Origin of the sequence: Cognatitamlana onchidii (assembly GCF_004804355.1) — a bacterium.
Lineage (GTDB): Bacteria > Bacteroidota > Bacteroidia > Flavobacteriales > Flavobacteriaceae > Cognatitamlana > Cognatitamlana onchidii.
The window spans coordinates 1-22,905 of sequence record NZ_SRWZ01000008.1 but is presented as its reverse complement, the minus strand read 5'-3'; the positions used below and the strand labels follow the sequence as shown (position 1 = coordinate 22,905).

The window sequence follows — 22,905 nt, the reverse complement described above, 5'->3', positions numbered from 1 at the left end:
TAAAGATATTGTTATTTTAGCCACTACCCATCCTGTTCTGACCTGTTTTGGGTTTTGTTTTGAAATTAGTTGTATGTTGTCCAATTGGCTCGAAAAGCATTCTAAGTTCCTAGTGTTTTGGGTTTAAACAAACTTTTCTTAAAAGAGTATTTATTAAATAAGAGTAGACGGATATCAAAAAGTAAGTTAGTCGCTTTTTTTATTTAGTATTATTGTTGGTTGGGCTAGTAAAAGGTTTATTATATCTTTACTTATATGTATTTCAAAAAAATGGTTTTTGTTGTGTACGGTTCAAATTAATTAGTTTATCATGTTTGTTATACTATTATTAGTTTTAATGATTTGCTGCACAACTAGTGGCAGCAACAAGCTTATAAATGGCTTTTTTAAAGTGGTAACTTACAGAGTATTAGTTGGTTGTTTTTTATTGTTTCATATGGTGTTGTTTCCTGCACAGGTGTATTCTCAAATGAACGATTTAAGTGGGGCATGGGAAATTATTCAGACAGAAAAGGATCCAATAGCTAGGCATGAGAATGGTTTCGTTGGCGTAGGAAATAAACTGTATTTAATTGGAGGTCGAGGGTTAAAGCCTATTTCAATTTATGATGTTAAAAGGAATATATGGAGTGAAGGCGCAAAGCCTCCTGTAGAAATTCATCATTTTCAAGCGATCCCTTATAACGGGCATATTTATGTAATAGGAGCTATGACTGGTAAATACCCTTACGAAAAGCCCATTTCGAATATTTTGATTTATAATCCGAAAGAAGATATTTGGTATGAAGGGGCTAAAATACCAGAGCATAGGCGGAGAGGTTCTGCCGGGGTTGTTATCTATAAAGATAAAGCCATTGTGGTAAGCGGTATTGTTGATGGACATAATAGTAATCACGTACCTTGGGTAGATAGTTACGATTTTAAAACAAAAAAATGGGAGGTTCTAGCAGATGCGCCTAGGCCGAGAGATCATTTTCATGCTATAATAAAAGATGGAAAAGTGTATGCTTTGGGCGGAAGGAATTCCTCGTATGCTACGGGCCAAACGTTTCAATTAACAGTTCCAGAAATTGATGTTTATAATATAGCGAAAAATACTTGGGAGACATTGTCTACTCGGGCTAACCTAAAAATTGAACGAGCTGGTGCTGCTTCCATTGTGTTTAAAGATTATCTAATACTAATAGGAGGGGAGAGTGTATCACAAAAAAAAGCGCATAGCGAGGTAAGTGCCTTTAATACCGAAACTGCTAGTTGGATGTATTTGGATAGTTTAACGATAGGTAGACATGGCACCCAAGCGGTTTTGTTAGATCAGTGCATTTACATTGTTGCTGGAAGTGGAAATAGAGGGGGTAAGCCAGAACTAAGCTCATTAGAAAAATTAGATTTGAACGATAAATTCTCTAAGTAAACCAAGGCTATCAATGGTGTTTTAAAGAATTAGCAGGTTCAAAGTTTGTAAAGAACAAACCGTAACGAAATTCAAGGCTAATTTATTTGCTTGGCATTGTTTTCATTCACTCAAAAGGAGGTGTGTTAATTGAATATTTTATAAAATAAAATTATAGAAATAGAATTTTTTTTATATTTGCGAACCAGAACAGAACAGAATGGATAAATGAGTGTTAATTTAACGATCGATACGAATAGTGAAGTGCCAAAATATCAACAATTGGTTAATGCTATAAATAATGATCTTGCCAATAACAAGTTAAAAAGTGGAGATGCATTACCGTCTGTTAATTTTATTTGTAATACCTATCAACTCTCTAGAGATACGGTTTTCAAATCCTATTCCATTCTTAAGGAACAAGGTGTTATTGAATCAGTGCCCAATAAAGGGTATTACATTGCAAATACAGTTCGAAAAGTATTGTTAGTTTTGGATACTTTTAAAGCATATAAAGAAGTTGTTTACCACTCTTTTGTGAATAATTTACCCGATAATATTATTACCGATGTACAATTTCATCATTATAATATTGATAATTTCAAAACCATTTTAAACAACAGTAAAGGGAAGTATTATAAGTATGTTGTTATGACGTTTAATCATGATGATGTTCCTGCTGTGTTATCAGATATTCGTAATGATAGGCTATTACTTATAGATTGGAACATACATTCAAGTGTCAATAATAATTATGTGTTTCAGGATTTTGGCAATGCTTTTTTTGAAGCTCTAAAACCTGCTAGTAGCATTTTTAAAAAGTATAAAAAAATAGTTTTTCTTTACCCAACGTTTACTTTTCATCCCAAGGAAACGATTAGCTATTTTAAAAAGTTTTGTGAGTTGTTTCAATTTGATTATGAAATAATATCAGATCCCAAAGCCTTTAAAGTAGATAAAAATGTGGCCTATATATCAACAAGCGATAGAATGCTTGGTCAATTTTTAGAACAGTGCAAAACAAAACATTTAGAACCCGGCGTAGATGTTGGCTTTTTGTCATACAATGAAACACCTACAAAAAAGTTTATATATAAAGGTATTTCGGTTATCTCAACAGATTTTAAAGCATTAGGCACTAAAGCGGCAGAATTTGTAACAAAAGATAAGCCAATGCAATATTATGTACCAACAGAATTAATAATTAGAGACTCATTATAAATGAATTATTACTTAGGATTAGATATTGGAAGTTCATCTATTAAAGCGGCTTTAGTAGAGGTAGACTCAGGTAAAAGTTTAGGCGTTGTGCAAGAACCCAAGGAAGAAATGGGCATGTACGCAGCAAAAAATGGATGGGCAGAGCAAAGCCCAAACAATTGGTGGAAGCATATTTGCAATGCCATAAAGGTTTTAAAAACGAAATACAACATTAGCAAAACTCAAATTAAGGGCATCGGTATTTCGTATCAAATGCACGGACTTGTGGTTGTCGATAAAGAAGGAAATCCTCTTCGAAAAAGTATTATTTGGTGCGATAGTAGAGCTGTTGAAATTGGTAATACGGCGTTTAATGCCATTGGGAATGATACCTGCGCGTCCAACCTTTTAAATTCTCCAGCAAATTTTACAGCTTCAAAATTAAAATGGGTAAAAGATAATGAACCAGATATTTACAGCAAGATTTATAAATTCATGCTACCAGGGGATTATGTGTCATATAAGTTCTCAGGGACCATTAATACAACGATTTCTGGGCTGTCCGAAGGGATTTTCTGGAACTTTAAGGAGGATAATGTAGCCGATTTTTTATTGGAATACTATGATATAGACAAGGCACTAGTACCAGATATTGTTGATACATTTGGAGTACAATCTATAGTCGATGCAAATGGTGAAGCGGAAAGTGGTATTGCAGAGGGAACTCCTATTTTCTATAGGGCCGGAGATCAACCTAATAATGCTTTGTCCTTAAACGTGTTTAACTCTGGTGAAGTGGCGGCAACTGGAGGTACCTCTGGGGTGGTTTACGCAGTAACCAATAGCTTATCTGCCAAAGAAAGTTCTAGAGTAAATAATTTTGCCCACGTAAATTATCAAAAAGGGGCAGATCCAAGAATTGGTAAGTTACTATGTGTTAATGGTGCTGGTATACAATACCGTTGGTTACTTAATAATTTGGCGGTAAGCTCTTACGAAGATATGAATAATTTAGCCTCGGAGATTCCAGTGGGGTCAGATGGGGTTTGTTTAATTCCTTTTGGAAATGGAGCAGAGCGCATGCTAAATAACAAAGAAATTGGGACACGAATTATCAACATTAACTTAAATAACCATCATAAGGGACATATGTGTCGAGCGGCTCTGGAAGGTATTGCCTTTTCATTTGTATACGGAATGGAAATCATGACTTCTGATGGCATCAAGCCAAGTGTTATTCGGGCTGGAAATGATAATTTATTCCGCTCAGAAATTTTTGCTAATACCGTGGCTACTTTAATTGAGCAAGAAATAGAAATTTATAACACAACTGGTGCTATAGGGGCGGCAAGAGCAGCAAATTTGCATAAAGGCGATTTCGAAGCTTTCGGGAAAACTATTATGGATAACGATCATGTTATGACGTTTATGCCTCTTAAAGACAAGAAACCGTATCTCGAAGCCTATCATAATTGGAAAAAAGAATTAGAATTAATATTAAATAAAAAATAGAATTTACAAACAAACAATTTCATTATGGCAACTAAAGAATATTTTAAAGGAATAGACAAAATTAAATTTGAAGGTAAAGATTCAGACAATCCATTGGCATTTAAATATTATAATCCAGATCAAGTAGTGGCAGGAAAAACTATGAGCGAATGGTTTAAATTTTCTGTAGCTTATTGGCATACATTCTGCGGCCAAGGGTCTGATCCATTTGGTCCAGGAACGCAAAACTTTGCCTGGGATCAATCTTCTGATCCTATTCAGGCGGCAAAGGACAAAGCTGATGCGGCTTTTGAATTTATTGGTAAAATGGGCTTCGATTATTTCTGTTTTCACGATTTCGACTTAATTCAGGAAGGTGCAACGTTCTCAGAATCAGAACAAAGATTAGAACTTATTACTGATTACATTAAGGAAAAGCAAGCAGCTAGTGGGGTTAAATTACTTTGGGGAACAGCAAACTGTTTTTCAAATCCCCGCTATATGAATGGTGCCTCAACCAACCCCGATTTCGATGTCGTTGCTAGAGCAGGAGGGCAAATTAAATTAGCTCTTGATGCGACCATAAAATTAGGTGGTGAAAACTACGTGTTCTGGGGAGGTAGAGAAGGTTATATGTCTTTATTAAATACCGATATGGGTCGTGAGCTTGACCATATGGGTCAATTTTTAGGTATGGCAAGAGATTATGCCCGCAGTCAAGGTTTTAAAGGTAATTTCTTTATTGAGCCTAAACCGATGGAGCCATCAAAACATCAATACGATTTTGATACAGCTACAGCCATAGGATTCTTGAGGGAATACGGATTAGATAAAGATTTTAAAATTAATATTGAGGTAAATCACGCCACTTTGGCACAGCATACTTTTCAACACGAAATTGAAACCGCCGCAAAAGCTGGCATGTTAGGAAGTTTAGATGCAAACCGTGGTGATTATCAAAACGGATGGGATACAGATCAGTTCCCGAACAACATTCAAGAAACCACAGAAGCCATGCTTGTATTTTTAAAAGCTGGTGGTTTGCAAGGTGGAGGTGTTAATTTCGATGCTAAAATTAGAAGAAATTCGACAGACTTAGAAGATGTATTCCATGCACACATTGGTGGCGCCGATACTTTTGCACGTGCTTTATTAATTGCAGATAAAATCATAACTTCATCACCTTATGAGACATTAAGAAAAGAGCGCTACAGTTCTTTCGATTCTGGCAAAGGAAAAGATTTTGAAGCGGGTAAATTGTCTTTGGAAGATTTGTATAAAATTGCACAAGAAAATGGTGAACTACAATTAAAAAGTGGTAAGCAAGAATTGTTCGAGAATATTATCAATCAATATATATAAACCAAGAGGTGTTTTGGATTTTAAAATTTGAAACACCTTTAAATATTAACCAACTAAATTTAAATTATGGGAACATCAAAAAAATCAGGATATTTAATTAAACTAACATTAGTCGCTACACTTGGAGGACTTTTATTTGGTTATGATACCGGTGTTATTTCTGGAACTGTAGGTTCATTAGACAGCTTTTTTGTAGAACCTAAAGGATTAACGGAAGCCGCCGCCAATGCCTTTAAAGGATTTCTAGTAGCTAGTGCTTTAATAGGTTGTATTATAGGTGGTATTTTTGGTGGACTTGTAAGTAAAAAGTTAGGAAGAAAAAAGGGTTTAATTCTTGCAGCCGTATTATTTTTAATCTCTGCTTTGGGGTCTGCAATGCCAGAAATGGGGGTTGCACCAATTGGAGAGTTAGATCATACCTTTTCAACCATTTTTATCTGTTATAGAATTATTGGGGGTATAGGAGTTGGTTTGGCATCGATGCTATCGCCACTTTATATTGCCGAAATTGCGCCTGCCGATAGTCGGGGTAAGTTGGTGTCTTTTAATCAACTGGCTATTGTTGGTGGTTTTATGGTGGTTTATTTTGTAAACTATTTTATCGCAAGAGGGGGTGGATCAGACGCATGGTTGAATGAAGTAGGTTGGAGATGGATGTTTGCTTCAGAGGTTATTCCTGCGGGACTGTTTTTAGGACTTTTATTTTTTGTTCCCGATACACCACGTTCATTAATGCTTAAAAATAAACCAGAAGAAGCCTTGGACGTACTTATAAAAGTAAATGGAGAAGACGAGGGTAAGCGGATTTTGGAAGAAATTAAACTTTCGGTTTCTAAAACTGAAACCTCGGGAAATATCTTGTCCTATGGATGGGGTGTTATTCTTATAGGTATTGCACTTTCTGTATTCCAGCAATTTGTTGGAATTAATGTTGTGTTATACTACGCGCCAGAAATATTTAAATCTATTGACCCTAATACCGATGGCGCTTTACTGTTAACTATTATCGTGGGTATTGTAAACTTCTTGTTTACCATAATAGCTGTTAAAACAGTTGATAAACAAGGTAGAAAACCTTTAATGCTTATTGGTGCTTTAGGTATGGCAGTGGCCATGTTAGCCTTAGGTTTTGTGTTTTTCTCTGGAGCAACGGGATATTTGGCCTTAGGATGTATGATGCTTTATGTGGCAAGTTTCGCTTTAAGTTGGGGACCAGTTGTTTGGGTATTGTTGTCGGAAATATTTCCTAACAAAATTAGAGGAAAAGCAATGGCCGTTGCTGTAGCGGCACAATGGATTTCTAATTACCTCGTGTCTTTAACTTTCCCGATGATGAATGATAATACACAATTAACAGAACAATTTAACCATGGTTTTGCTTATTGGGTGTATGGTATTATGTCGTTATTGGCCATGTGGTTCGTTTGGAAATTTGTCCCCGAAACTAAAGGTAAAACCTTAGAAGAAATGGAAAATATTTGGAAGAAATAATTTTATTGCCAATAGATATTTTTAATTTATAGATTTAAAAGTCCTTAGTTAAAAGCTAAGGACTTTTGTGTTTTATAATTTTTATTAAACCCTTAAAGGTGTTTCCTTGCCTTACTAGTTATATGAAACGAGGTTTAGTTTAGAACTCCAAAAAAACTGCTTGGTTTTGAATTCAACGATTGCTAGATATTTTTACTGGCATTGCCAGTAAAAGTTATTTGTATATACCAGCTTTATTATTTAGCCAACCGGCCTAATTCTTCTACTTTTTTCAGCCACTTTGTCCTAAACTTTTCTTTCGAAAGCCTGATAGGGCCAATAGTAGTAATTCTTACTTTTTTTACTCCAATGAAATTCAATGTTAATTTTTTCATGGCTTTATGACTAGGGCTTGAATAGAACCACTTATAGTACCAACTAGGTTGGTCTAAGGTACAAATTAATCTAGCGGTCTTATTGGTAAAATGTTTATCCCACCATAAAGAATCTTTCTTTTTACTAAATGCGAACCCAGGAAGTAGTATTCTGTCTAAAAAGCCTTTCATTATTGCAGGTACAGAGCCCCACCATACAGGATAAATCCAGACTAAATGATTCGCCCATTTTAATATTTCTTGACTTTTTATTAAATCAGGTTCAAGTTCGGTTCTTTTTCTATATCCAAATTGAAGGTTTGGATTAAAATGTAAATCTTGAATAATGATTTCTTGAATTTCAAAACCAGAGATCTCAGCAGCTTTTTTATAAGCTTGTGCTATGGCGAAGTTGTAGCTTTCTTTATCTGGATGACCGATTATTAATGCTACCCGTTTACTCATTTGTGTATTATTTTAAGGTTTCTAATAGAGTTAAAATTCCAATTATTAATAAAATCGCCCATCCAAGATGTTTTCCCTTTGTTGCAATAAAAACTAGAAGGGAAGAGCAGAGCATTGTTAGTGCTATAGAGGTTAAAATGAATTGTACTAACTCAGTATGCACTTGAGTTTGTATAGTGGCTATTTTAATAAGTATAACGCCCATACACCAACCGAAAAAAGATGTTAGGTGCCAAGTAGCCCAAAGAATTCTAAGATGCCTTTCCTTTAGTTTAGGTATTACTATTGTTGGAATTATATTTTTACCTTCCTTTTTATTTTTAAAAATTAAAACCTCTCCAAGAATTGAGTGAGTTAATCCCAATAGTAAACATAGTATTCCTGCAGTCCACAAATATTGATTCATAAGAAGTTTTTAAGATTTTACTTATTGGTGGATGGTTTTTGTAATCCTTTGAAAACTAGGATACCAATAGGCATTAGTAATATCCATTGGAATGCATTAACATTGTATATATAACTAGTAATTATAAATGGAATTCCTGATAAAATATAAAGAAAAGCTATAGATTTAAGTTGTTCTTTTTCTTGACTACTGTCTTTTAAAAATCCTACTTTCAAGATGATATAAGAAGTCATAAATAAAAGGATGGTTACTATATGCCACGCCCCAGTTAATTCGCTTTTTTGTTGAATACTAATATTGCTATCTAAAAGAGGGTTAACCAATTCCATTTGCCCACCTATGGTATGAAGAATTGCTCCTAGAAGATTTATTATACCAGCTATTTTTATGTATAATCTTTTCATTTGTTAAAATTTTGAATTAGAAGTATTTTTTTATTTTGCGTAAAAATGGGTTTGTAAGTTTATCCTCTTTAAAAAACTTAAAGAGCGTAATAGAGGCAGGGAGTGTTAAATAAAATGTGCAGATTAAAAATGTTGCTACCCCAGAAGTAATAGCTAAAATTTGAGCAAAGAGTTCGCCAATACGCTCATGTTGGTTAATAAAATAGTTACTTACCCCAAACGCATATTCATAGAAGCGTAACGAGGTTTCATAAATTAACCAAGCTGGATAAAACCATTTTCTAATAGCTTCCCACCAAGAGCCAAAAACCGATTTTTGATGACTGTTTAAATCTTCCATTTTTAAATCTTTTTACAAAGGTCATTTTAATGGAAGTCATATCATTTGATATAAATCAAATTCGAACTTTAGGGTTGCGAATTCTACTTAAGGTTTCGAGTGTAATTCCTAAATAAGAAGCAATATGTGTTAGTGGTATTCTTTGTGTAATGTCTGGGTAAATACTTGTCAAGTTCTGATACCTTTCCTCGGCCTTTGAAAATTGAATTGTATGCAATCTTTCACAAAGCCCCAACATGGTTTCTGTTACTACTTTACTAATGAATCGTTCGAAATCATGAAAATTGCTTGAAAGTATGTCGACTGTATCTTTTGAGAACTCAAGAACTGTAGAGTTCTCTATAAATTCAACATAATGCGGACTAGGTTGATTACTAAAAAAACTAACAATAGATGCCATAAATTGATTTTCAAATGTAAACCAATCAGAGATGTCTTTTCCTCCTTTCAAATAATAAGCTCTTGCACAACCTTCAATAATTAAATATGCTTTTTTAGAATATTGCCCTTCACGAACAACAGTCTCTCCTTTGCTATAGGTAATTAGTTTTGAACTAGAAATAAATTCTTGCTGGCATTTATAAGTTAGAGGTGAATAAGCTGCTTCAATGTTATTTAGTGTTTTTTCAATATTCATTTCTATTAGCTCTATTTTATTGTTTGCTGTGCGTTTTTTTATAAGGTTAGTCAACTCCCTACTAAAAGTAGTTGTGAGCTTGTCTTGGTTAGTTTTATAAAGGAATGTATTACATTGGAAGGCGTGAGGATAGTTATTTGATTAAGTAGCTAATTTACCAAAATTGGAGGGAACTAAAGGGAAACCTACAGGGTTTTCTGGGTTGGCTAGAACCTCGCAATCATTTTATACTTCTTTGATAGGCATAGTTATTTATACATGTCATTTACTACCTTCAAGCAAAAAACAACATCGAGTGGATCTAGAACTAAAAGTTCAACAGATTCTCCATTCTCATCAGTTGTTTTATAATACCGTGGTAATTGTTCAGGTATTTCTGTTGATAGTTCTTTTACAAATGTGCAAGCTGTTAAAAATCCTCCTAAAGGAGATTGGTGACTACCATCTTGGTGATACAATTCTATTGTGGGCCTATGCGTTTGAGCCAATTTCCAAGACTCACCAACTGGTACAATACCAATATTATTTTTTCTTGCTGCTTGGGCATAAACGTCTGTTATTATCTTTTGATATTGAGGCACCTTTTTCCGCGCCCATGTAGCATATAAATAAGGTCGAGCGCCATGCTTTCTTATGTAATCCGAGAATTTTTTAGAATAAAATAATAAACTGTCGGGTTGTTGAATGGCACTCATGCTTTGATCTTGAAGAATAACAATATCATAATTGCCATTATTAATTAATTCCAAAGTTTTTAATCCTTTATTGCCTCTCCAATGGTCACTCAATTTAGCTCCTCCTGCGGCACTCTTTGATGTTATTAGTTTGGTTTGTGTAAAATCTGAAATTAATGAAACCAAATGAGGTATATTAGATCTATAAGTATAACTGTTGCCCACAAAAAGAACTTTAAGGGTGTCTTGATAACTTTGTCCAAACGACTTTGTACCAAATAATAACGAGATAATAATTAAAATGTACTGAAGCCTTTTCATGAAGAAGTTCTTTTATAATAGCCCCTAACTCACTGTTAAAGGCCGTTTGTCTCCGATAACGAAGATAATAAAAGTGGATGATAAATAAACGTGAAGCCGTCTAGCGGTGTGTTAGTTATAATTCGTCTTGCTTTTGGAGATTGTTTAATAGAAAATAGTTGTAGTTAAGGTATTTTAGGTGTCGGTGGTTGCTGAATTTCATCGGTTAGTATAAAAGTAGTAGCAGATTAAAACGCAATAAGCTTAATATTACAAGATAATTAATTTTATAAGAAAGCGGTTCGAGTTCTACTCGAACCGCTATTGCCTTCATAGTTTATAGCAATTGTTTATCTATTCTTCATGCGTGAATAATTTATTTACGATTTTCCAATTATTATTAACTTTAGCCAATGATAAGTAGTCGTAGTAATTATACCCTAACATTGGGACGTGTAATTTGGCAATTGCAATTTTTCCCATTACATCTATGCCTATGATTTTCATTTTGAAAGTCTCATTTAAATCATTTGGACTTTGTCGGTTTTTTACCCCTTCAAGATATTCGTAGATGTTTTTTAAATATTCAACACCTTTTATATCCCCATATATAGCCGCATTTTCAAGAAAACAAGCTTTAAGTTTGGTTACATTCCCGTAAAAAATCCCATCAAAATAATTGGTAATTACACCTTCAATTTCTTTAATACTTTCCTTATACATACTATTTTTTTTTAGATTGCGTGGCCCACTGTATGTCCACCAGCTATGTTAATTGTTTCTCCTGTTATAAAATTTGAAGAGGCTAGATAGTAAGCAGCTTCGGCAATTTCTATGGCTTCTCCAATTCTGTTTAGCAAATGTAATCCAGCTAAGCTGTCTGCATTCTCAATTCCTATTTTTCCTTGTAATGGACTTCTAATAATTCCTGGAGCAATTGTATTTATCCTAATATTGTTTTTTCCAAATTCAGCGGCTAATTGTCTGGTTAAAGAATGAATAGCTCCTTTGCTTGTTAAAGGTGCAGTTGCAGGAAATCCATCTATGGCATGATCTACTAAAACGGTTCCTATGTTTATTATTGAACCATTTTGTTGTTTCAACATTTGTGGGATAACCGCTTGAGAGGTAAAATAGGTCCCCTTTAAGTTCACACCAAGATAAAGATCTAAATCTTTTTCTTCAACATCTAAAAATGGTTTTGGAGCAAATACTCCAGCATTATTTATTAACACATCTACAGAATTAAACTTTTCTTTAGCTAAAGCAGCAAGTTTTTTGCTCGTTTTTTGTTTGCTAATATCACCAGCCAAATACGTAGCATTGGAGGGGGCTCCCAAATCGTTGAACGCTTTAATTAAATTATCTTCATTAAAGGAGTTCATGACAACATTGCTTTTTCGTGCAATAAAATATTTAGCAATTTCTTTACCTATTCCTGTTGACGCCCCTGTTATGATTACGGTTTTGTTTTTCATTTCTTTTATTTTTTTGTTCCTAGATATTGTTTACCATTTACTCCCCAATTTCCAGTTGGTATTTCATCAATTACCACATGAGTTGTTTGTGGGTTCTTGTTAAGGATGTCAATAACAAGTTTAGTGGCACCTTCTATTAATAGACGTTTTTGTTCTTGTGTTACTTGTTCCTCAGTAACTCTAATGTTAATGTATGGCATAACTTTTTTATTAAATTAAGTGTCATACAAAGATGATGCGTACCTGTTTTTTTAGAAAGGAGGTTTGTCACTTGTTTAAAGTGATATAGGTCACAATGGTGATAATAGAAACAACAATGCTAAGGGTTTAACCTACTAAGTGTTTCTCTGGAAACACCTAAATAAGCAGCAATCATTTTTTTGGGAACACGTTGAAAAAGCTTGGGATATTGTTTTAGCAGTAACTCGTATCTCTCCTTAGCTGAATTTTGTAACAACGACAGAATCCTATTTTGAAGAGCAATACGACCAATTTTACTTTTCTTGGCCCAAAAACGCTCCATTTTATGCATTTGAGAAGTTAGTTTATCTCTATCTTCAAATGATATATAGAGTAATTCACTGTCTTCTATGCAGTCTATAGAAGTTTTAGATTTGGTCTGTTTTACAAAAGATTCATAATCTGTAATCCACCAATTTTCCATTCCAAATTGAAGAATATGCTCTTTACCTGTGCTGTCAATAAAATAACTTTTTAAACATCCTTTTAGTATCCAGTATTCTTTATCTACAATTTCTCCTTCTTGAACAATGTATTGATGTTTACGTTTATTAACGGGCTTAAAATGACTCAAAACAAAGTTAAATTCCTCATCTGTAAGGCTAATTACTTCCTCAATATGCTTTCTTAAAGGGTGGGTCATTTTAATTGAAGTTAACGTGTTTGTATAAGGAAGTTTGGTGTTTGTGGGGGAGTATTAATTTTTTGAAGGAAAATCAGAAGCTAGCGAACGAGCAACTAACTTTGGTTTAGCTAAAACTAGCAATTCTTTTATTCCGGTTTTGGTAAATCATTTTTTTTACTCCATTCAGCATTCAGTTTTTTCAATTCCGTTTTCAATTCCAACATTGCTTCCTCATCTATTGATTGAATATTTATTGTCAGTTCTTTATTTTTGGATTCCAGAATATAATCTCCAGCAAAATGCCTAATTCGTTTTATTTCATTTAGATTCATTTTTTTTCCAAAAGGCCAATTTTGCTTTATAATTCCGTTTTCAAGAGTTAAATACTTTTCCTTTTTTTCATAGAAATACATTATTAATGAAATCCCTGAAAAAACAAACCAAACATAGTCAAACGAATTCATATCTTCATTGAAAATAACATGTATAATTCCATATATGAGCGAAACTATTCCCATAATTAAAATTAACTTTACTTGCTTCTTCTTGTATCGTATTTTCATTTTTTAATGTTAGCCAACACAGGGATATACATGCCAGCTTATATCCCAAATGTGCACACTTTCAAATATACTTAAAATCCTACAAGTTAAGAGGTTTTTTTAATATAATTAAAACCACTTTTTAGTATATGGTATAAGCTTTAGTGGCTTTTAGTTGAGCTGTGGTTCAAAAGCAATCCTATGTGTTTCTAGTCTGTGCCATATTCGTGTATAATATTTACAAAACTATTCTAAGAATATATGGAGGTACCTTTTTTTAGTTCAATATTATTTTTCGAGACATTGACAATTATTAAAGCTAACTAATGGCCAATTAAATTTTAGAGTTGAAAAATTTGACTTTTTTACAAAGCGTATGCATGCTTATCAATATGGCAAAGAAATTTAAGAGTTTGTTTTGAACTAAGCAAAAAAAACGGTTTAGTGAAGACTAAACCGCTTGATTACTTACTTAAGTTTTGTAGCGAGATCGAGATTTGAACTCGAGACCTCCGGGTTATGAATCCGACGCTCTAACCAACTGAGCTACCTCGCCTTGTTTTAACGGGTGCAAATATAAAAACAATATTACTTTAAGCAAATAGAACTCAAGGAAATTATTATTAAAAATTGTTGTTATTCTTCTTAATTAATGTATATATTGGCATGATAAATTTCTAGACGGCTTATGGACGACAAAATTAAATTTGATATTGAATTTCCTATTCACGCATCTCCTCAATTATTATATCAATATATCTCTACGCCTTCAGGGTTGTCTGAATGGTTTTCAGATAATGTAAATTCTCGCGGCGAATTGTTTACTTTTATATGGGATGGTAGTGAAGAAAAAGCAAAACTGTTGAATAAAAAAAGTGGTGAACGTGTTAAGTTTAGATGGTTAGAAGATGAGGAAGATGACCAAACTTATTATTTTGAAATAAGAATTCAAGTAGATGAAATTACAAAAGATGTATCGCTTATGGTAACCGATTTTGCTGAAGAAGATGAGCTTGATGAAGCTAAAATGCTTTGGGTAAATCAAATATCAAGTTTAAAACAAGTATTGGGCTCTGCATAATTAAGAATCGTATATTTTCAATTATATTTGTCCCGCTTTCAAAACAACGATAGCGGGCTTTTTTATGACAAATTTTAACGGAACACTTTTAGAAAATAATACGGTATTGTCTACGCAAAATAGAGGTTATGCCTATGGCGATGCCCTTTTTGAGACTATCAAGGTAAGCGGAGGTAAAATTCTTTTTTGGGAAGACCATTATTTTAGACTAATGGCTTCTATGCGTATTATGCGAATGGAAATACCTATGCATTTTACGATGGAGTTTTTGGAAGATGAAATTAATAAAACGATTGAAGCAAATGGTTTAAGCGAAGCGTCTTCTAGAGTAAAAATAATGGTTCATAGAAATGAAGGAGGCTTGTATACGCCAAATACAAATGCCGTTGGATTTAATATTAGTGTCAATCAAATTAATAATGACTTTTATGTATTAGATACTTCGTTGTATGAGGTAGATTTGTTTAAAGATTATTATGTATCGCCAAGTTTACTATCCACTTTAAAAACTAATAATAAAGCTTTACACGTTGTTGGTAGCATTTATGTAAAAGAGAATGGTTTTACTAATTGTTTGTTATTGAACACAAATAAGCATGTGGTTGAAGCGCTTAACGGTAATATATTTTTAGTAAAAGGAAATACTATAAAAACACCACCACTTAGCGAAGGGTGTTTAAAAGGTATTATGAGGACTCAGTTGTTGCGAATTATAAAAGAATTACCAGACTACGAATTGATAGAAGCCCCAATATCGCCTTTTGAGCTACAAAAAGCTGATGAACTATTTATTACCAATGTAATGGTTGGGATTCAGGCTATAAGTAAGTACAGAAAAAAGTTATTTACTAATGAAGTAGCTAGTGATCTACTTAAAAAACTCAATATAAAAATAAGATTGGATTAGTTGTAACTTGGATTTTCTGGAGCATTCGACCAAATGCTATATTCACCACCAAATTCTAACATTTTTTCTTTCCAAAAGGTTTCATAATCTTTTTCAATGATATTCTTTTTGTAAATGTTTTTAGAAACTACCCAAGAATTTGACTTTAGTTCGTTTTCTAGCTGACTTGATTCCCAACCCGAATAACCAAGAAAAAACTTAATATCACTATCTTTTATCGTATCGTTTTTAATAAGTTCGGCTACTTTGTTAAAGTCGCCACCCCAATAAATACCTAAAGAGATTTCAATACTGTTGGGAATAAGTTGCGGTACTTTATGGATAAAATATAGGTTATCTTGTTCAACGGGACCACCATTATATACTTTAAAAGTTGCCTCTACTTCTGGAATTAAGTCATTAATAGTATAGTCAAGGGGCTTGTTTAAAATAAAACCTATAGATCCTTCATTAGAATGGTCGGCAAGTAATACTATAGATCGGTTAAAAGATACGTCCCCAATAATAGCAGGTTCAGCAATTAATAAATCTCCTTTTTTGGGTTTAGTTTTAACCATATTAGTAGGAATTAATAATTAAATCTAAGATTTATTTCGATGAAATGCAAAATTTAAACGGAAATATAAAAAAAGAGCCTTCACATTTCTGAAGGCTCTTTTAATATTATAGAAAGTGTAAACAATTAGTTTACTGCGTTAGATAAATCAGATCCAGCTTTAAACTTAACAATGTTTTTAGCTTTGATTTTGATAGTCTCTCCTGTTTGAGGATTTCTTCCGTCTCTAGCAGCTCTTTTAGAAACTGACCAAGAACCAAATCCTACTAAAGAAACTCTATTACCTTTTTGTAAAGCTCCTTCAATTTCAATAAGCGCACACTCTAAAGCTTTTTTTGCAGCTGCTTTAGTGATTCCTGCGTGTTCTGCCATTGCGTCGATTAAATCTGTTTTGTTCATAATATAAATTTTAATTATTAATAAATCGGTTAAACGTTTTTAGTTAAATCCTCTACAAATTTATACGGATTATGCAACCATGCAAGTAACAGTAAGGGAAATAGGTGGTTTTGTTGATAACTTCATTCATTTGTTAATAACGAATATGTATTTTATCGGATATTTTATAATATCAATGGTTACAAGGGTTTAGAGCACTTTAGCGTTTTTACTAAAAGAATATCCATTTAAGAGTGCCTTAGCATCCATAGTACGTTTACCGGGAAGCTTTATTTCTTTTAGATGAATATAACCATTATCTACTGCAACTTTTAACTCTTTTTTAGACGCTACAATGTCACCAGTCTTCATGTCGTGGAACATGATTTCCTTTTCTGCTTTGTAAATCTTTATATCTAATTGGTCGTCTTCATTAAGTAATGTACACCAGGCACCAGGGTAGGGGCTTAAGCCTCTAATATGATTATAGATATTATTGAGCGTATCGTTCCAATTAATTTTACAATTGTATTTATTAAGCTTATAAGCCGTTTTTATGCCTTGCATCGCATTTTGAGGAGTGGTAACTACCTCCTTATTATTAATAGATGATACCGTAGATAAAACGAGTTGGCTACCCACTACCATTAGTTTGTCATGGAGGCTACCAGCATTTTCTTCCGGGTCAATAATAACCTCCTCCTGCATAATCATATCGCCAGTGTCAATTTTATCATCGATAAAGAAAGTGGAAACACCTGTTTTGGTTTCACCATTTATAATGGCCCAGTTTATTGGCGCAGCACCTCTGTAGTTTGGTAATAAAGAGGCATGTAAATTAAAGGTACCAAGTTCCGGCATTTGCCAAACCACTTTTGGTAACATTCTAAAAGCAACAACAATTTGTAGGTTCGCATTGAGGGCTTTTAGTTGGTTTAAAAAGTCGTCGTTCTTTAAATTTGTTGGCTGCAAAATAGGTAGATCTTGCGATTTGGCATATCGTTTTACAGCACTTTCATTTAGTTTTCGTCCTCTTCCTGCTGGTCTATCAGGAGCGGTAATAACACCAACTATATTGTATTGATGATCTACTAAAGCTTTTAAGGTGGTTACCGCAAAATCTGGGGTACCCATAAATACAATTCTTAAATGACTCATAAATGACTTAATTTATATGTGTTAATTGGTGTAATAAGTATTATTTGATGTTCTAATAATAGGCCTAGAGCATCTTTTAGGTCGGCTTCATGGCAGTTTAGCTGGGATAATAAATCTCTTGATGACAGGTCTTTAATTTCAAGCAACTTAATTATTTCCTTTTTTAATTGCTCTGGATTTGTTTTAGATTTTTTACCAGAAATACATACCGAGCATATGCCACAGGGTGCTGTATGGATTTCCCCAAAATAAGCAAGTAGTTGCATGCTTTTGCAAACAGCTTCATTTTCAATATAATCGAGCATTGTCTCAACCTGAGTTCGTTTCAGTTTGTTCTGCGCTTTAATAATAGGTGCTATGCGGTTAATGGTTTTATCGTCCTCTCGAGGTTCAATAAATGTTACTTGAGCATCGGTTTTAGCGAGGTTTAATGTTATAATATCATCTTGTTCAAGTTTCTGCAAGGCTTGCACTAAAACCGGTTCTGATGTAGAAGCCTTTGAGGCTATTTTATTCAAATCTACTTTTGTAACATGATCAAAAATACCACCATACATTCTTAATATTGATTTTACAATGGTACTAAAATGGGGGTGTCTATCTAAGTAGCCAAAGAGCGCATTATTAGGGATGATAAACTGTATGGAATCCTTATTTTTAAATTGTTTAGATAGATTAATAACACTATTTCTATCAAGTAGTAGGAGCGTGTTATAACAAAGTGTAGCGCTGAACTTGTAGGTTTTGCAAAAAGTAGTAAAATCAAAATCAAAAGTTTGATACATGCCTTCCCCATAAGATATTTGAAAGTAGTTGCACAGTTTTCTGTAAACTTGCTTAACAAGCTCTACCGAAGGTAAAACGTTTAAAAACTGGTTTTCAACCAAATCTTTATCACTATCGTTTTTCAGAATAATGGCGAACGCTTTTTTTCCATTTCTTCCTGCGCGCCCGGCTTCTTGAAAATAACTCTCTATGCTTTCAGGTAAATTTAAATGAATTACTGTTTTTACATCAGGTTTGTCAATCCCCATACCAAAGGCGTTTGTTGCAACCATGACCTGAGTTTGGTTGTTTTTCCAAGACATCATGTTAGTGTCTTTGTCATTATTTGAAAGGCCACCATGGTAATAGGTTGAAGAAATGCCTTTGGACTCCAAATACGTGCTAATATCTAATGTTTGCTTTCTGTTTCTAACATAAACTATAGATGATTCTGGATTTTTCTTTAAAATACGTTCCAGTCTAAAATATTTATCGGCCTCATGAAAAACCATATAAGCAAGGTTATCTCTTTTAAAAGATTGCTTAAATATTTTGGGTTGAATAAAATCTAATTCTTTTACAATATCTTCGACTACTTGAGGTCTAGCTGATGCTGTTAAGGCTATTACATTAACACTGGGTTGTATTTGTCTTAACAGGGTAATGTTTTTATAGGCGGGCCTAAAATCGTTTCCCCATTGCGAAATACAATGCGCTTCATCTACAGCAATTAAATTAACAGGCATTTGCCTAATTCTGTCTTGCACTAGTTCTTGCTGAAGGCGCTCTGGCGATACATATAAAAACTTATAATTACCGTAAATGCAATTGTCTAATAAGGTGTCAAGCTGGTTGTAGCTAATACCACTAGTAATAGACAAAGCTTTAATACCTCTGTTATTCAATGTTTTTACCTGATCTTTCATTAAAGCAATAAGCGGCGAAACAACAATGCAGATGCCCTCTTTAGCCAGCGCAGGAATTTGAAAACATAACGATTTTCCACCCCCAGTAGGTAAGAGCGCAAAGGTGTCTTCGTCTTCCATAACGGCATTGATAATGGCTTCTTGGAGGGGTCTGAAACTGGTAAATTTCCAGTACCGTTCTAATATGTTGATGGGGTGTGCCACTAAATATGATTAATAATAAAACGTGTTCGCTCCTCCACAGTACCAAAAGGCACCTTAATAATTGGATACCCTAACTTGGTATAGGTACTTTCTAACTGATTGTGAATTTTTAAAACTTCCTCGAAAGATTCAAATCTGCCACTATCTGTTTTATAGATTGCTTTCCATGGTGGAAGTAGGAACACACTGGTATACTGGTGCTTGGTGCAAGCCTCAATAAAAGTCGCATTGTAGGCTTGGTTAAAAACATCCATATAGGCCAATACATCTGGAATACCACGATCAAAAAAACAAATATTTTTATTAGTATTATCGGCTTTATTAAATTGATCAATTCTACCCTTTAAAAGTCGGGAGTTAAACTCTAAGGAATCTTTGGCAAAAACAATAGGGTTCGACACATGGTTTGATGCGTCTACTTCCTTTTTAGTTTCAGAGGTTAGCTCTCTAATAAACTCATCAAAACAATAGTAACCTTTAGTTTTTAAGTTATTTATAACTGATGTTTTTCCCGTGCCAGCACTTCCCGTGATAACAATTTTTTTAATACTCAAAGGGTTTGAAGTTTAGATTGTAAAATTCGTAATTTAACTTGTATTAAAAAAATGGAAGTTATATAGTTCTTGCTAAAGTTTACTAACTAAACTATGACACTGCAAATAGCCTTTTATGTTGGTTTAAAATACAAGGTAATTAGTATGGAAAGTTTATATTTGTGTTAGAAAAAACAGACTATGGGCAAATCTCCAAATTCAGAGGAATTTTACGAAAAATTAAAAAAACAATTATACGATACGGCACTTTGGCCTTCTGAATATTTATATAAGTTTATTGTGGTGTCCGATAAACAAAAAATAGCACAGGTTGAAGGACTTTTTAATAATTTAGGAGCTGTTATAGAGACCAAAGAATCTAAAAACGGCAAGTATACTAGTGTTTCGATTAACGTTTCTATGAAAAACCCCGATGCCGTAATTTCTAAATATAAGGAAGTTGCAGAAAAAGTTGAAGGGGTCATAAGTCTTTAGTTTTTTTTTGTATTTTGCGCAGGCACAACCACTACGTGCATTTTTTTAACTCTACACATTTATTTTGATAGACAATTTAGAATACAATACAGAGCGTGAACATTTAATTATTCCAGAATATGGTAGACATATTCAAAAAATGATTAATCATGCTAAAACCATAGACGATAAGGACGAACGTAATAAATTAGCGAAAGCCATTATTTCGGTGATGGGCAATATGCAACCACACCTTAGAGATGTTCCAGATTTTCAACATAAACTTTGGGATCAGTTATTTATCATGTCTAATTTTGAATTGGACGCCGATTCTCCATATGAAAAACCTACAAAGGAAATTTATGAAGAACGCCCAGATCCTTTACGATATCCACAGAATTTCCCGAAATATCGTTTTTACGGAAATAATATAAAAACCATGATTGATGTGGCAAATACCTGGGAAGACGGTGATATGAAGGAGGCTTTAACCATTACCATTGCAAACCACATGAAAAAGTGTTTTTTAAATTGGAATAAAGATACGGTTGAAGATGCTGTTATATACGATCACTTATTTGAGCTTTCAGGAGGGCGCATTAATTTAAAAGATTCTGAAGAAGAACTGTTAGATGCATCAAGTTTATTAAAAACAAAGGGGAAGTTTTCTAGTAATAAGAAAGGACATCACAAAAAAAATTCTAACAACCGACAAAGAAAACGCTACTAGTACTTCATGGGAACATTTAAAATTGAAGGTGGGCACCAATTAAAGGGAAGCATTCAACCACAGGGAGCCAAAAACGAAGCCTTACAAATTTTATGCGCAGTATTACTTACACCAGAGTTAGTTACCATTAATAATATTCCGGATATCGTTGATGTTAATAAACTTATTGCGCTGTTAAAAAAATTAGGTGTTAAAGTAGAAAAGCTCGCTAAGGGCTCTTATAGCTTCCAGGCTGATGAGGTAAACCTAAAATATTTAGAGTCTGATGAATTCAAAATAGATGGTCGTGGTTTACGCGGGTCTATTATGATTGTGGGACCGCTATTAGCACGTTTTGGTAAAGGGTATATCCCAAAACCAGGAGGAGATAAAATTGGACGTCGTCGCTTAGACACGCATTTTGAAGGGCTTATAAAACTAGGGGCCAAGTTTGGATACAGTAGGGAAGAACAATTTTATGGTGTTGAAGCCGAAAAACTCAAAGGGACTTATATGTTGCTTGAAGAAGCTTCGGTAACAGGAACAGCCAATATTTTAATGGCTGCTGTTTTAGCTGAAGGCCAAACCACTATTTACAACGCAGCTTGCGAACCCTATTTGCAGCAGTTATGTAAGATGCTAAATAGAATGGGTGCTAAGATTAGCGGTGTAGGATCTAACATGCTTATTATTGATGGGGTGGATAGCTTAGGAGGTACTAACCACACCATGCTTCCAGATATGATTGAAATTGGGAGTTGGATTGGGTTGGCAGCAATGACTAAAAGTGAACTTACCATTACCAACGTATCTTGGAACGATTTAGGGCTTATTCCTGAAACCTTTAGAAAACTTGGAATTACGGTTGAAAAACAAGGAGACAATATTCATATACCAGCGCATACCGATGGTTACGAAATACAAAGTTTTATAGATGGTTCTATTTTAACCATTTCTGATGCCCCATGGCCCGGATTTACACCAGATTTACTCAGTATTATTTTGGTGGTTGCTACACAGGCCAGAGGCAGTGTATTAGTGCATCAAAAAATGTTTGAAAGCCGACTATTCTTTGTGGATAAATTGATTGATATGGGGGCAAAAATTATACTTTGCGACCCACATCGTGCTACCGTAATTGGGCATGATTATAAATCGACTTTGAAGGCAACGACCATGACATCGCCAGATATTCGTGCTGGAGTATCTCTGTTAATTGCAGCATTATCTGCAAAAGGAACCTCTACTATTCAAAATATAGAGCAGATAGACCGAGGATATGAGAATATTGATGAGCGCCTTAGAGCTATAGGGGCGCATATAGAGCGTATTGATTAAGAATATGTTTTTTAAGTTGGGCTAGCACTTATCGGTTTGTATGGTACGTTGCGCTTGTTTTAGCGACTAATTTAATTCATATAGTTGTAGATAGTTCTGTTACGCGTGATTTTCAAGAGTAATGAACTATGGTATTATTTGGCGCTTTTTGATTAACATCTATTAGTTAGTTGAAAACAATTATACGTTTGTTTCTATTATTTTTTGAGACTTCTATTGATAATTCTTCAATCAACTGCATAACCAATACCCAACTCGCAACGTCTAATTTATTCTCTAAAAAAAATGATTTACGTACAACAATAGGTGAAGTTTTAATACCAGAGAACGCCGAAATTTTCTCTTTATAAGAAATTGTAAGCTTCCCTATAAATCGAACTGTTTAAAAGTGTAAAAATAATATTAACTTTAAACAGTAATTATGAGAAAAAGTAAATTCAGTCCCCAGCAAATAGCTAAGATTTTAAAAGAGTTC

General features: G+C 33.8%; 26 protein-coding genes and 1 tRNA gene. 10 read left to right on the top strand and 17 right to left on the bottom strand.

What is annotated here, in order from left to right; genetic code table 11:
* The first annotated feature begins 310 nt into the window (after positions 1-310).
* The 5 genes from E5D58_RS14065 to xylE all read left to right on the top strand — a co-directional run bounded on the left by E5D58_RS14065 (position 311) and on the right by xylE (position 6,937).
* Complete coding sequence (locus tag E5D58_RS14065) at positions 311-1,414, top strand: Kelch repeat-containing protein (protein ID WP_235835927.1); 1,104 nt, start codon at positions 311-313, stop codon at positions 1,412-1,414.
* Between the two features lie 207 nt (positions 1,415-1,621).
* Positions 1,622-2,614, top strand: a complete 993-nt coding sequence (locus tag E5D58_RS14060; RefSeq protein WP_136482865.1) for a GntR family transcriptional regulator — start codon at positions 1,622-1,624, stop codon at positions 2,612-2,614.
* Entirely contained in the window at positions 2,615-4,105 is a 1,491-nt protein-coding gene (locus E5D58_RS14055) for a xylulokinase (RefSeq protein ID WP_136482863.1), read from the top strand.
* Between the two features lie 24 nt (positions 4,106-4,129).
* Positions 4,130-5,446, top strand: a complete 1,317-nt coding sequence (gene xylA, locus E5D58_RS14050; RefSeq protein ID WP_136482861.1) for a xylose isomerase — start codon at positions 4,130-4,132, stop codon at positions 5,444-5,446.
* Positions 5,447-5,512: 66 nt separating this feature from the next.
* Positions 5,513-6,937 carry a D-xylose transporter XylE gene (gene xylE / locus E5D58_RS14045; protein WP_136482859.1) on the top strand — a complete coding sequence of 475 codons (1,425 nt, stop codon included), beginning with the start codon at positions 5,513-5,515 and terminating at the stop codon, positions 6,935-6,937.
* A 236-nt stretch (positions 6,938-7,173) separates the two neighbouring features.
* Here xylE and E5D58_RS14040 read toward each other — a convergent pair whose 3' ends face one another.
* The 12 genes from E5D58_RS14040 to E5D58_RS13985 form a co-directional block, all read right to left on the bottom strand.
* Positions 7,174-7,755 (bottom strand): NAD(P)H-dependent oxidoreductase, encoded by a 582-nt coding sequence (locus E5D58_RS14040; RefSeq protein WP_136482856.1) that lies wholly within the window; start codon positions 7,753-7,755, stop codon positions 7,174-7,176.
* Between the two features lie 7 nt (positions 7,756-7,762).
* Positions 7,763-8,161: a hypothetical protein gene (locus tag E5D58_RS14035; RefSeq protein ID WP_136482854.1), complete on the bottom strand. Its 399-nt coding sequence runs from the start codon at positions 8,159-8,161 to the stop codon at positions 7,763-7,765.
* 17 nt (positions 8,162-8,178) lie between these two features.
* Positions 8,179-8,565, bottom strand: a complete 387-nt coding sequence (locus E5D58_RS14030; protein WP_136482852.1) for a hypothetical protein — start codon at positions 8,563-8,565, stop codon at positions 8,179-8,181.
* A 16-nt stretch (positions 8,566-8,581) separates the two neighbouring features.
* The gene (locus tag E5D58_RS14025) at positions 8,582-8,905 is read right to left on the bottom strand and encodes a hypothetical protein (protein WP_136482850.1); all 324 of its coding nucleotides are present in this window, start codon (positions 8,903-8,905) and stop codon (positions 8,582-8,584) included.
* 55 nt (positions 8,906-8,960) lie between these two features.
* Complete coding sequence (locus E5D58_RS14020; RefSeq protein ID WP_136482848.1) at positions 8,961-9,542, bottom strand: Crp/Fnr family transcriptional regulator; 582 nt, start codon at positions 9,540-9,542, stop codon at positions 8,961-8,963.
* 248 nt (positions 9,543-9,790) lie between these two features.
* Entirely contained in the window at positions 9,791-10,537 is a 747-nt protein-coding gene (locus E5D58_RS14015; RefSeq protein WP_136482846.1) for an SGNH/GDSL hydrolase family protein, read from the bottom strand.
* A gap of 333 nt (positions 10,538-10,870) precedes the next feature.
* Positions 10,871-11,239: a nuclear transport factor 2 family protein gene (locus E5D58_RS14010; RefSeq protein ID WP_136482844.1), complete on the bottom strand. Its 369-nt coding sequence runs from the start codon at positions 11,237-11,239 to the stop codon at positions 10,871-10,873.
* An 11-nt stretch (positions 11,240-11,250) separates the two neighbouring features.
* Entirely contained in the window at positions 11,251-11,994 is a 744-nt protein-coding gene (locus E5D58_RS14005) for an SDR family NAD(P)-dependent oxidoreductase (protein WP_136482842.1), read from the bottom strand.
* A gap of 5 nt (positions 11,995-11,999) precedes the next feature.
* The gene (locus tag E5D58_RS14000; protein ID WP_136482840.1) at positions 12,000-12,194 is read right to left on the bottom strand and encodes a tautomerase family protein; all 195 of its coding nucleotides are present in this window, start codon (positions 12,192-12,194) and stop codon (positions 12,000-12,002) included.
* A gap of 119 nt (positions 12,195-12,313) precedes the next feature.
* Entirely contained in the window at positions 12,314-12,877 is a 564-nt protein-coding gene (locus E5D58_RS13995) for a Crp/Fnr family transcriptional regulator (protein ID WP_136482837.1), read from the bottom strand.
* 128 nt (positions 12,878-13,005) lie between these two features.
* On the bottom strand, positions 13,006-13,422 hold the full coding sequence (locus tag E5D58_RS13990) for a hypothetical protein (protein WP_136482835.1): 417 nt from the start codon (positions 13,420-13,422) through the stop codon (positions 13,006-13,008).
* A gap of 461 nt (positions 13,423-13,883) precedes the next feature.
* Positions 13,884-13,957: transfer RNA gene (locus E5D58_RS13985), tRNA-Met, on the bottom strand.
* Positions 13,958-14,089: 132 nt separating this feature from the next.
* Here E5D58_RS13985 and E5D58_RS13980 point away from each other — a divergent pair.
* Both E5D58_RS13980 and E5D58_RS13975 read left to right on the top strand, forming a co-directional pair.
* Positions 14,090-14,482: an START-like domain-containing protein gene (locus E5D58_RS13980; RefSeq protein ID WP_136482833.1), complete on the top strand. Its 393-nt coding sequence runs from the start codon at positions 14,090-14,092 to the stop codon at positions 14,480-14,482.
* Between the two features lie 64 nt (positions 14,483-14,546).
* Positions 14,547-15,389 carry an aminotransferase class IV gene (locus E5D58_RS13975; RefSeq protein ID WP_136482831.1) on the top strand — a complete coding sequence of 281 codons (843 nt, stop codon included), beginning with the start codon at positions 14,547-14,549 and terminating at the stop codon, positions 15,387-15,389.
* Here the strand turns inward: E5D58_RS13975 and E5D58_RS13970 are convergent.
* From E5D58_RS13970 to E5D58_RS13950, 5 genes are all read right to left on the bottom strand, one after another.
* The gene (locus tag E5D58_RS13970) at positions 15,386-15,946 is read right to left on the bottom strand and encodes a YqgE/AlgH family protein (protein WP_136482830.1); all 561 of its coding nucleotides are present in this window, start codon (positions 15,944-15,946) and stop codon (positions 15,386-15,388) included. The genes E5D58_RS13975 and E5D58_RS13970 overlap by 4 nt on opposite strands.
* Before the next feature lie 125 nt (positions 15,947-16,071).
* Positions 16,072-16,344, bottom strand: a complete 273-nt coding sequence (locus tag E5D58_RS13965; protein WP_136482828.1) for an HU family DNA-binding protein — start codon at positions 16,342-16,344, stop codon at positions 16,072-16,074.
* Positions 16,345-16,533: 189 nt separating this feature from the next.
* On the bottom strand, positions 16,534-17,481 hold the full coding sequence (fmt, locus tag E5D58_RS13960; protein ID WP_205660325.1) for a methionyl-tRNA formyltransferase: 948 nt from the start codon (positions 17,479-17,481) through the stop codon (positions 16,534-16,536).
* Positions 17,478-19,376: a RecQ family ATP-dependent DNA helicase gene (locus tag E5D58_RS13955; RefSeq protein WP_136482826.1), complete on the bottom strand. Its 1,899-nt coding sequence runs from the start codon at positions 19,374-19,376 to the stop codon at positions 17,478-17,480. Before E5D58_RS13955 ends, fmt begins: the two co-directional genes overlap by 4 nt.
* A complete protein-coding gene (locus E5D58_RS13950; RefSeq protein ID WP_136482824.1) occupies positions 19,376-19,930 on the bottom strand; it encodes an AAA family ATPase in 555 nt (184 codons plus the stop codon). The genes E5D58_RS13955 and E5D58_RS13950 overlap by 1 nt, the downstream gene beginning before the upstream one ends.
* A 180-nt stretch (positions 19,931-20,110) precedes the next feature.
* Here E5D58_RS13950 and E5D58_RS13945 point away from each other — a divergent pair, with 180 nt between their 5' ends.
* From E5D58_RS13945 to murA, 3 genes are all read left to right on the top strand, one after another.
* Complete coding sequence (locus E5D58_RS13945) at positions 20,111-20,404, top strand: DUF493 family protein (RefSeq protein WP_136482822.1); 294 nt, start codon at positions 20,111-20,113, stop codon at positions 20,402-20,404.
* A gap of 64 nt (positions 20,405-20,468) precedes the next feature.
* A complete protein-coding gene (locus E5D58_RS13940; RefSeq protein WP_136482819.1) occupies positions 20,469-21,113 on the top strand; it encodes a DUF4290 domain-containing protein in 645 nt (214 codons plus the stop codon).
* 6 nt (positions 21,114-21,119) lie between these two features.
* Positions 21,120-22,430: a UDP-N-acetylglucosamine 1-carboxyvinyltransferase gene (gene murA, locus E5D58_RS13935; protein WP_136482817.1), complete on the top strand. Its 1,311-nt coding sequence runs from the start codon at positions 21,120-21,122 to the stop codon at positions 22,428-22,430.
* Positions 22,431-22,905 lie beyond the last annotated feature (475 nt).

Excerpts from the sequence above, each read along its gene's own strand:
- E5D58_RS14065 (WP_235835927.1), top strand. The coding sequence starts at position 311 with ATGTTTGTTATACTATTATTAGTTTTAATGATTTGCTGCACAACTAGT.
- E5D58_RS14060 (WP_136482865.1), top strand. The coding sequence starts at position 1,622 with ATGAGTGTTAATTTAACGATCGATACGAATAGTGAAGTGCCAAAATAT.
- E5D58_RS14055 (WP_136482863.1), top strand. The coding sequence starts at position 2,615 with ATGAATTATTACTTAGGATTAGATATTGGAAGTTCATCTATTAAAGCG.
- xylA (WP_136482861.1), top strand. The coding sequence starts at position 4,130 with ATGGCAACTAAAGAATATTTTAAAGGAATAGACAAAATTAAATTTGAA.
- xylE (WP_136482859.1), top strand. The coding sequence starts at position 5,513 with ATGGGAACATCAAAAAAATCAGGATATTTAATTAAACTAACATTAGTC.
- E5D58_RS14040 (WP_136482856.1), bottom strand. The coding sequence starts at position 7,755 with ATGAGTAAACGGGTAGCATTAATAATCGGTCATCCAGATAAAGAAAGC.
- E5D58_RS14035 (WP_136482854.1), bottom strand. The coding sequence starts at position 8,161 with ATGAATCAATATTTGTGGACTGCAGGAATACTATGTTTACTATTGGGA.
- E5D58_RS14030 (WP_136482852.1), bottom strand. The coding sequence starts at position 8,565 with ATGAAAAGATTATACATAAAAATAGCTGGTATAATAAATCTTCTAGGA.
- E5D58_RS14025 (WP_136482850.1), bottom strand. The coding sequence starts at position 8,905 with ATGGAAGATTTAAACAGTCATCAAAAATCGGTTTTTGGCTCTTGGTGG.
- E5D58_RS14020 (WP_136482848.1), bottom strand. The coding sequence starts at position 9,542 with ATGAATATTGAAAAAACACTAAATAACATTGAAGCAGCTTATTCACCT.
- E5D58_RS14015 (WP_136482846.1), bottom strand. The coding sequence starts at position 10,537 with ATGAAAAGGCTTCAGTACATTTTAATTATTATCTCGTTATTATTTGGT.
- E5D58_RS14010 (WP_136482844.1), bottom strand. The coding sequence starts at position 11,239 with ATGTATAAGGAAAGTATTAAAGAAATTGAAGGTGTAATTACCAATTAT.
- E5D58_RS14005 (WP_136482842.1), bottom strand. The coding sequence starts at position 11,994 with ATGAAAAACAAAACCGTAATCATAACAGGGGCGTCAACAGGAATAGGT.
- E5D58_RS14000 (WP_136482840.1), bottom strand. The coding sequence starts at position 12,194 with ATGCCATACATTAACATTAGAGTTACTGAGGAACAAGTAACACAAGAA.
- E5D58_RS13995 (WP_136482837.1), bottom strand. The coding sequence starts at position 12,877 with ATGACCCACCCTTTAAGAAAGCATATTGAGGAAGTAATTAGCCTTACA.
- E5D58_RS13990 (WP_136482835.1), bottom strand. The coding sequence starts at position 13,422 with ATGAAAATACGATACAAGAAGAAGCAAGTAAAGTTAATTTTAATTATG.
- E5D58_RS13980 (WP_136482833.1), top strand. The coding sequence starts at position 14,090 with ATGGACGACAAAATTAAATTTGATATTGAATTTCCTATTCACGCATCT.
- E5D58_RS13975 (WP_136482831.1), top strand. The coding sequence starts at position 14,547 with ATGACAAATTTTAACGGAACACTTTTAGAAAATAATACGGTATTGTCT.
- E5D58_RS13970 (WP_136482830.1), bottom strand. The coding sequence starts at position 15,946 with ATGGTTAAAACTAAACCCAAAAAAGGAGATTTATTAATTGCTGAACCT.
- E5D58_RS13965 (WP_136482828.1), bottom strand. The coding sequence starts at position 16,344 with ATGAACAAAACAGATTTAATCGACGCAATGGCAGAACACGCAGGAATC.
- fmt (WP_205660325.1), bottom strand. The coding sequence starts at position 17,481 with ATGAGTCATTTAAGAATTGTATTTATGGGTACCCCAGATTTTGCGGTA.
- E5D58_RS13945 (WP_136482822.1), top strand. The coding sequence starts at position 20,111 with ATGGGCAAATCTCCAAATTCAGAGGAATTTTACGAAAAATTAAAAAAA.
- murA (WP_136482817.1), top strand. The coding sequence starts at position 21,120 with ATGGGAACATTTAAAATTGAAGGTGGGCACCAATTAAAGGGAAGCATT.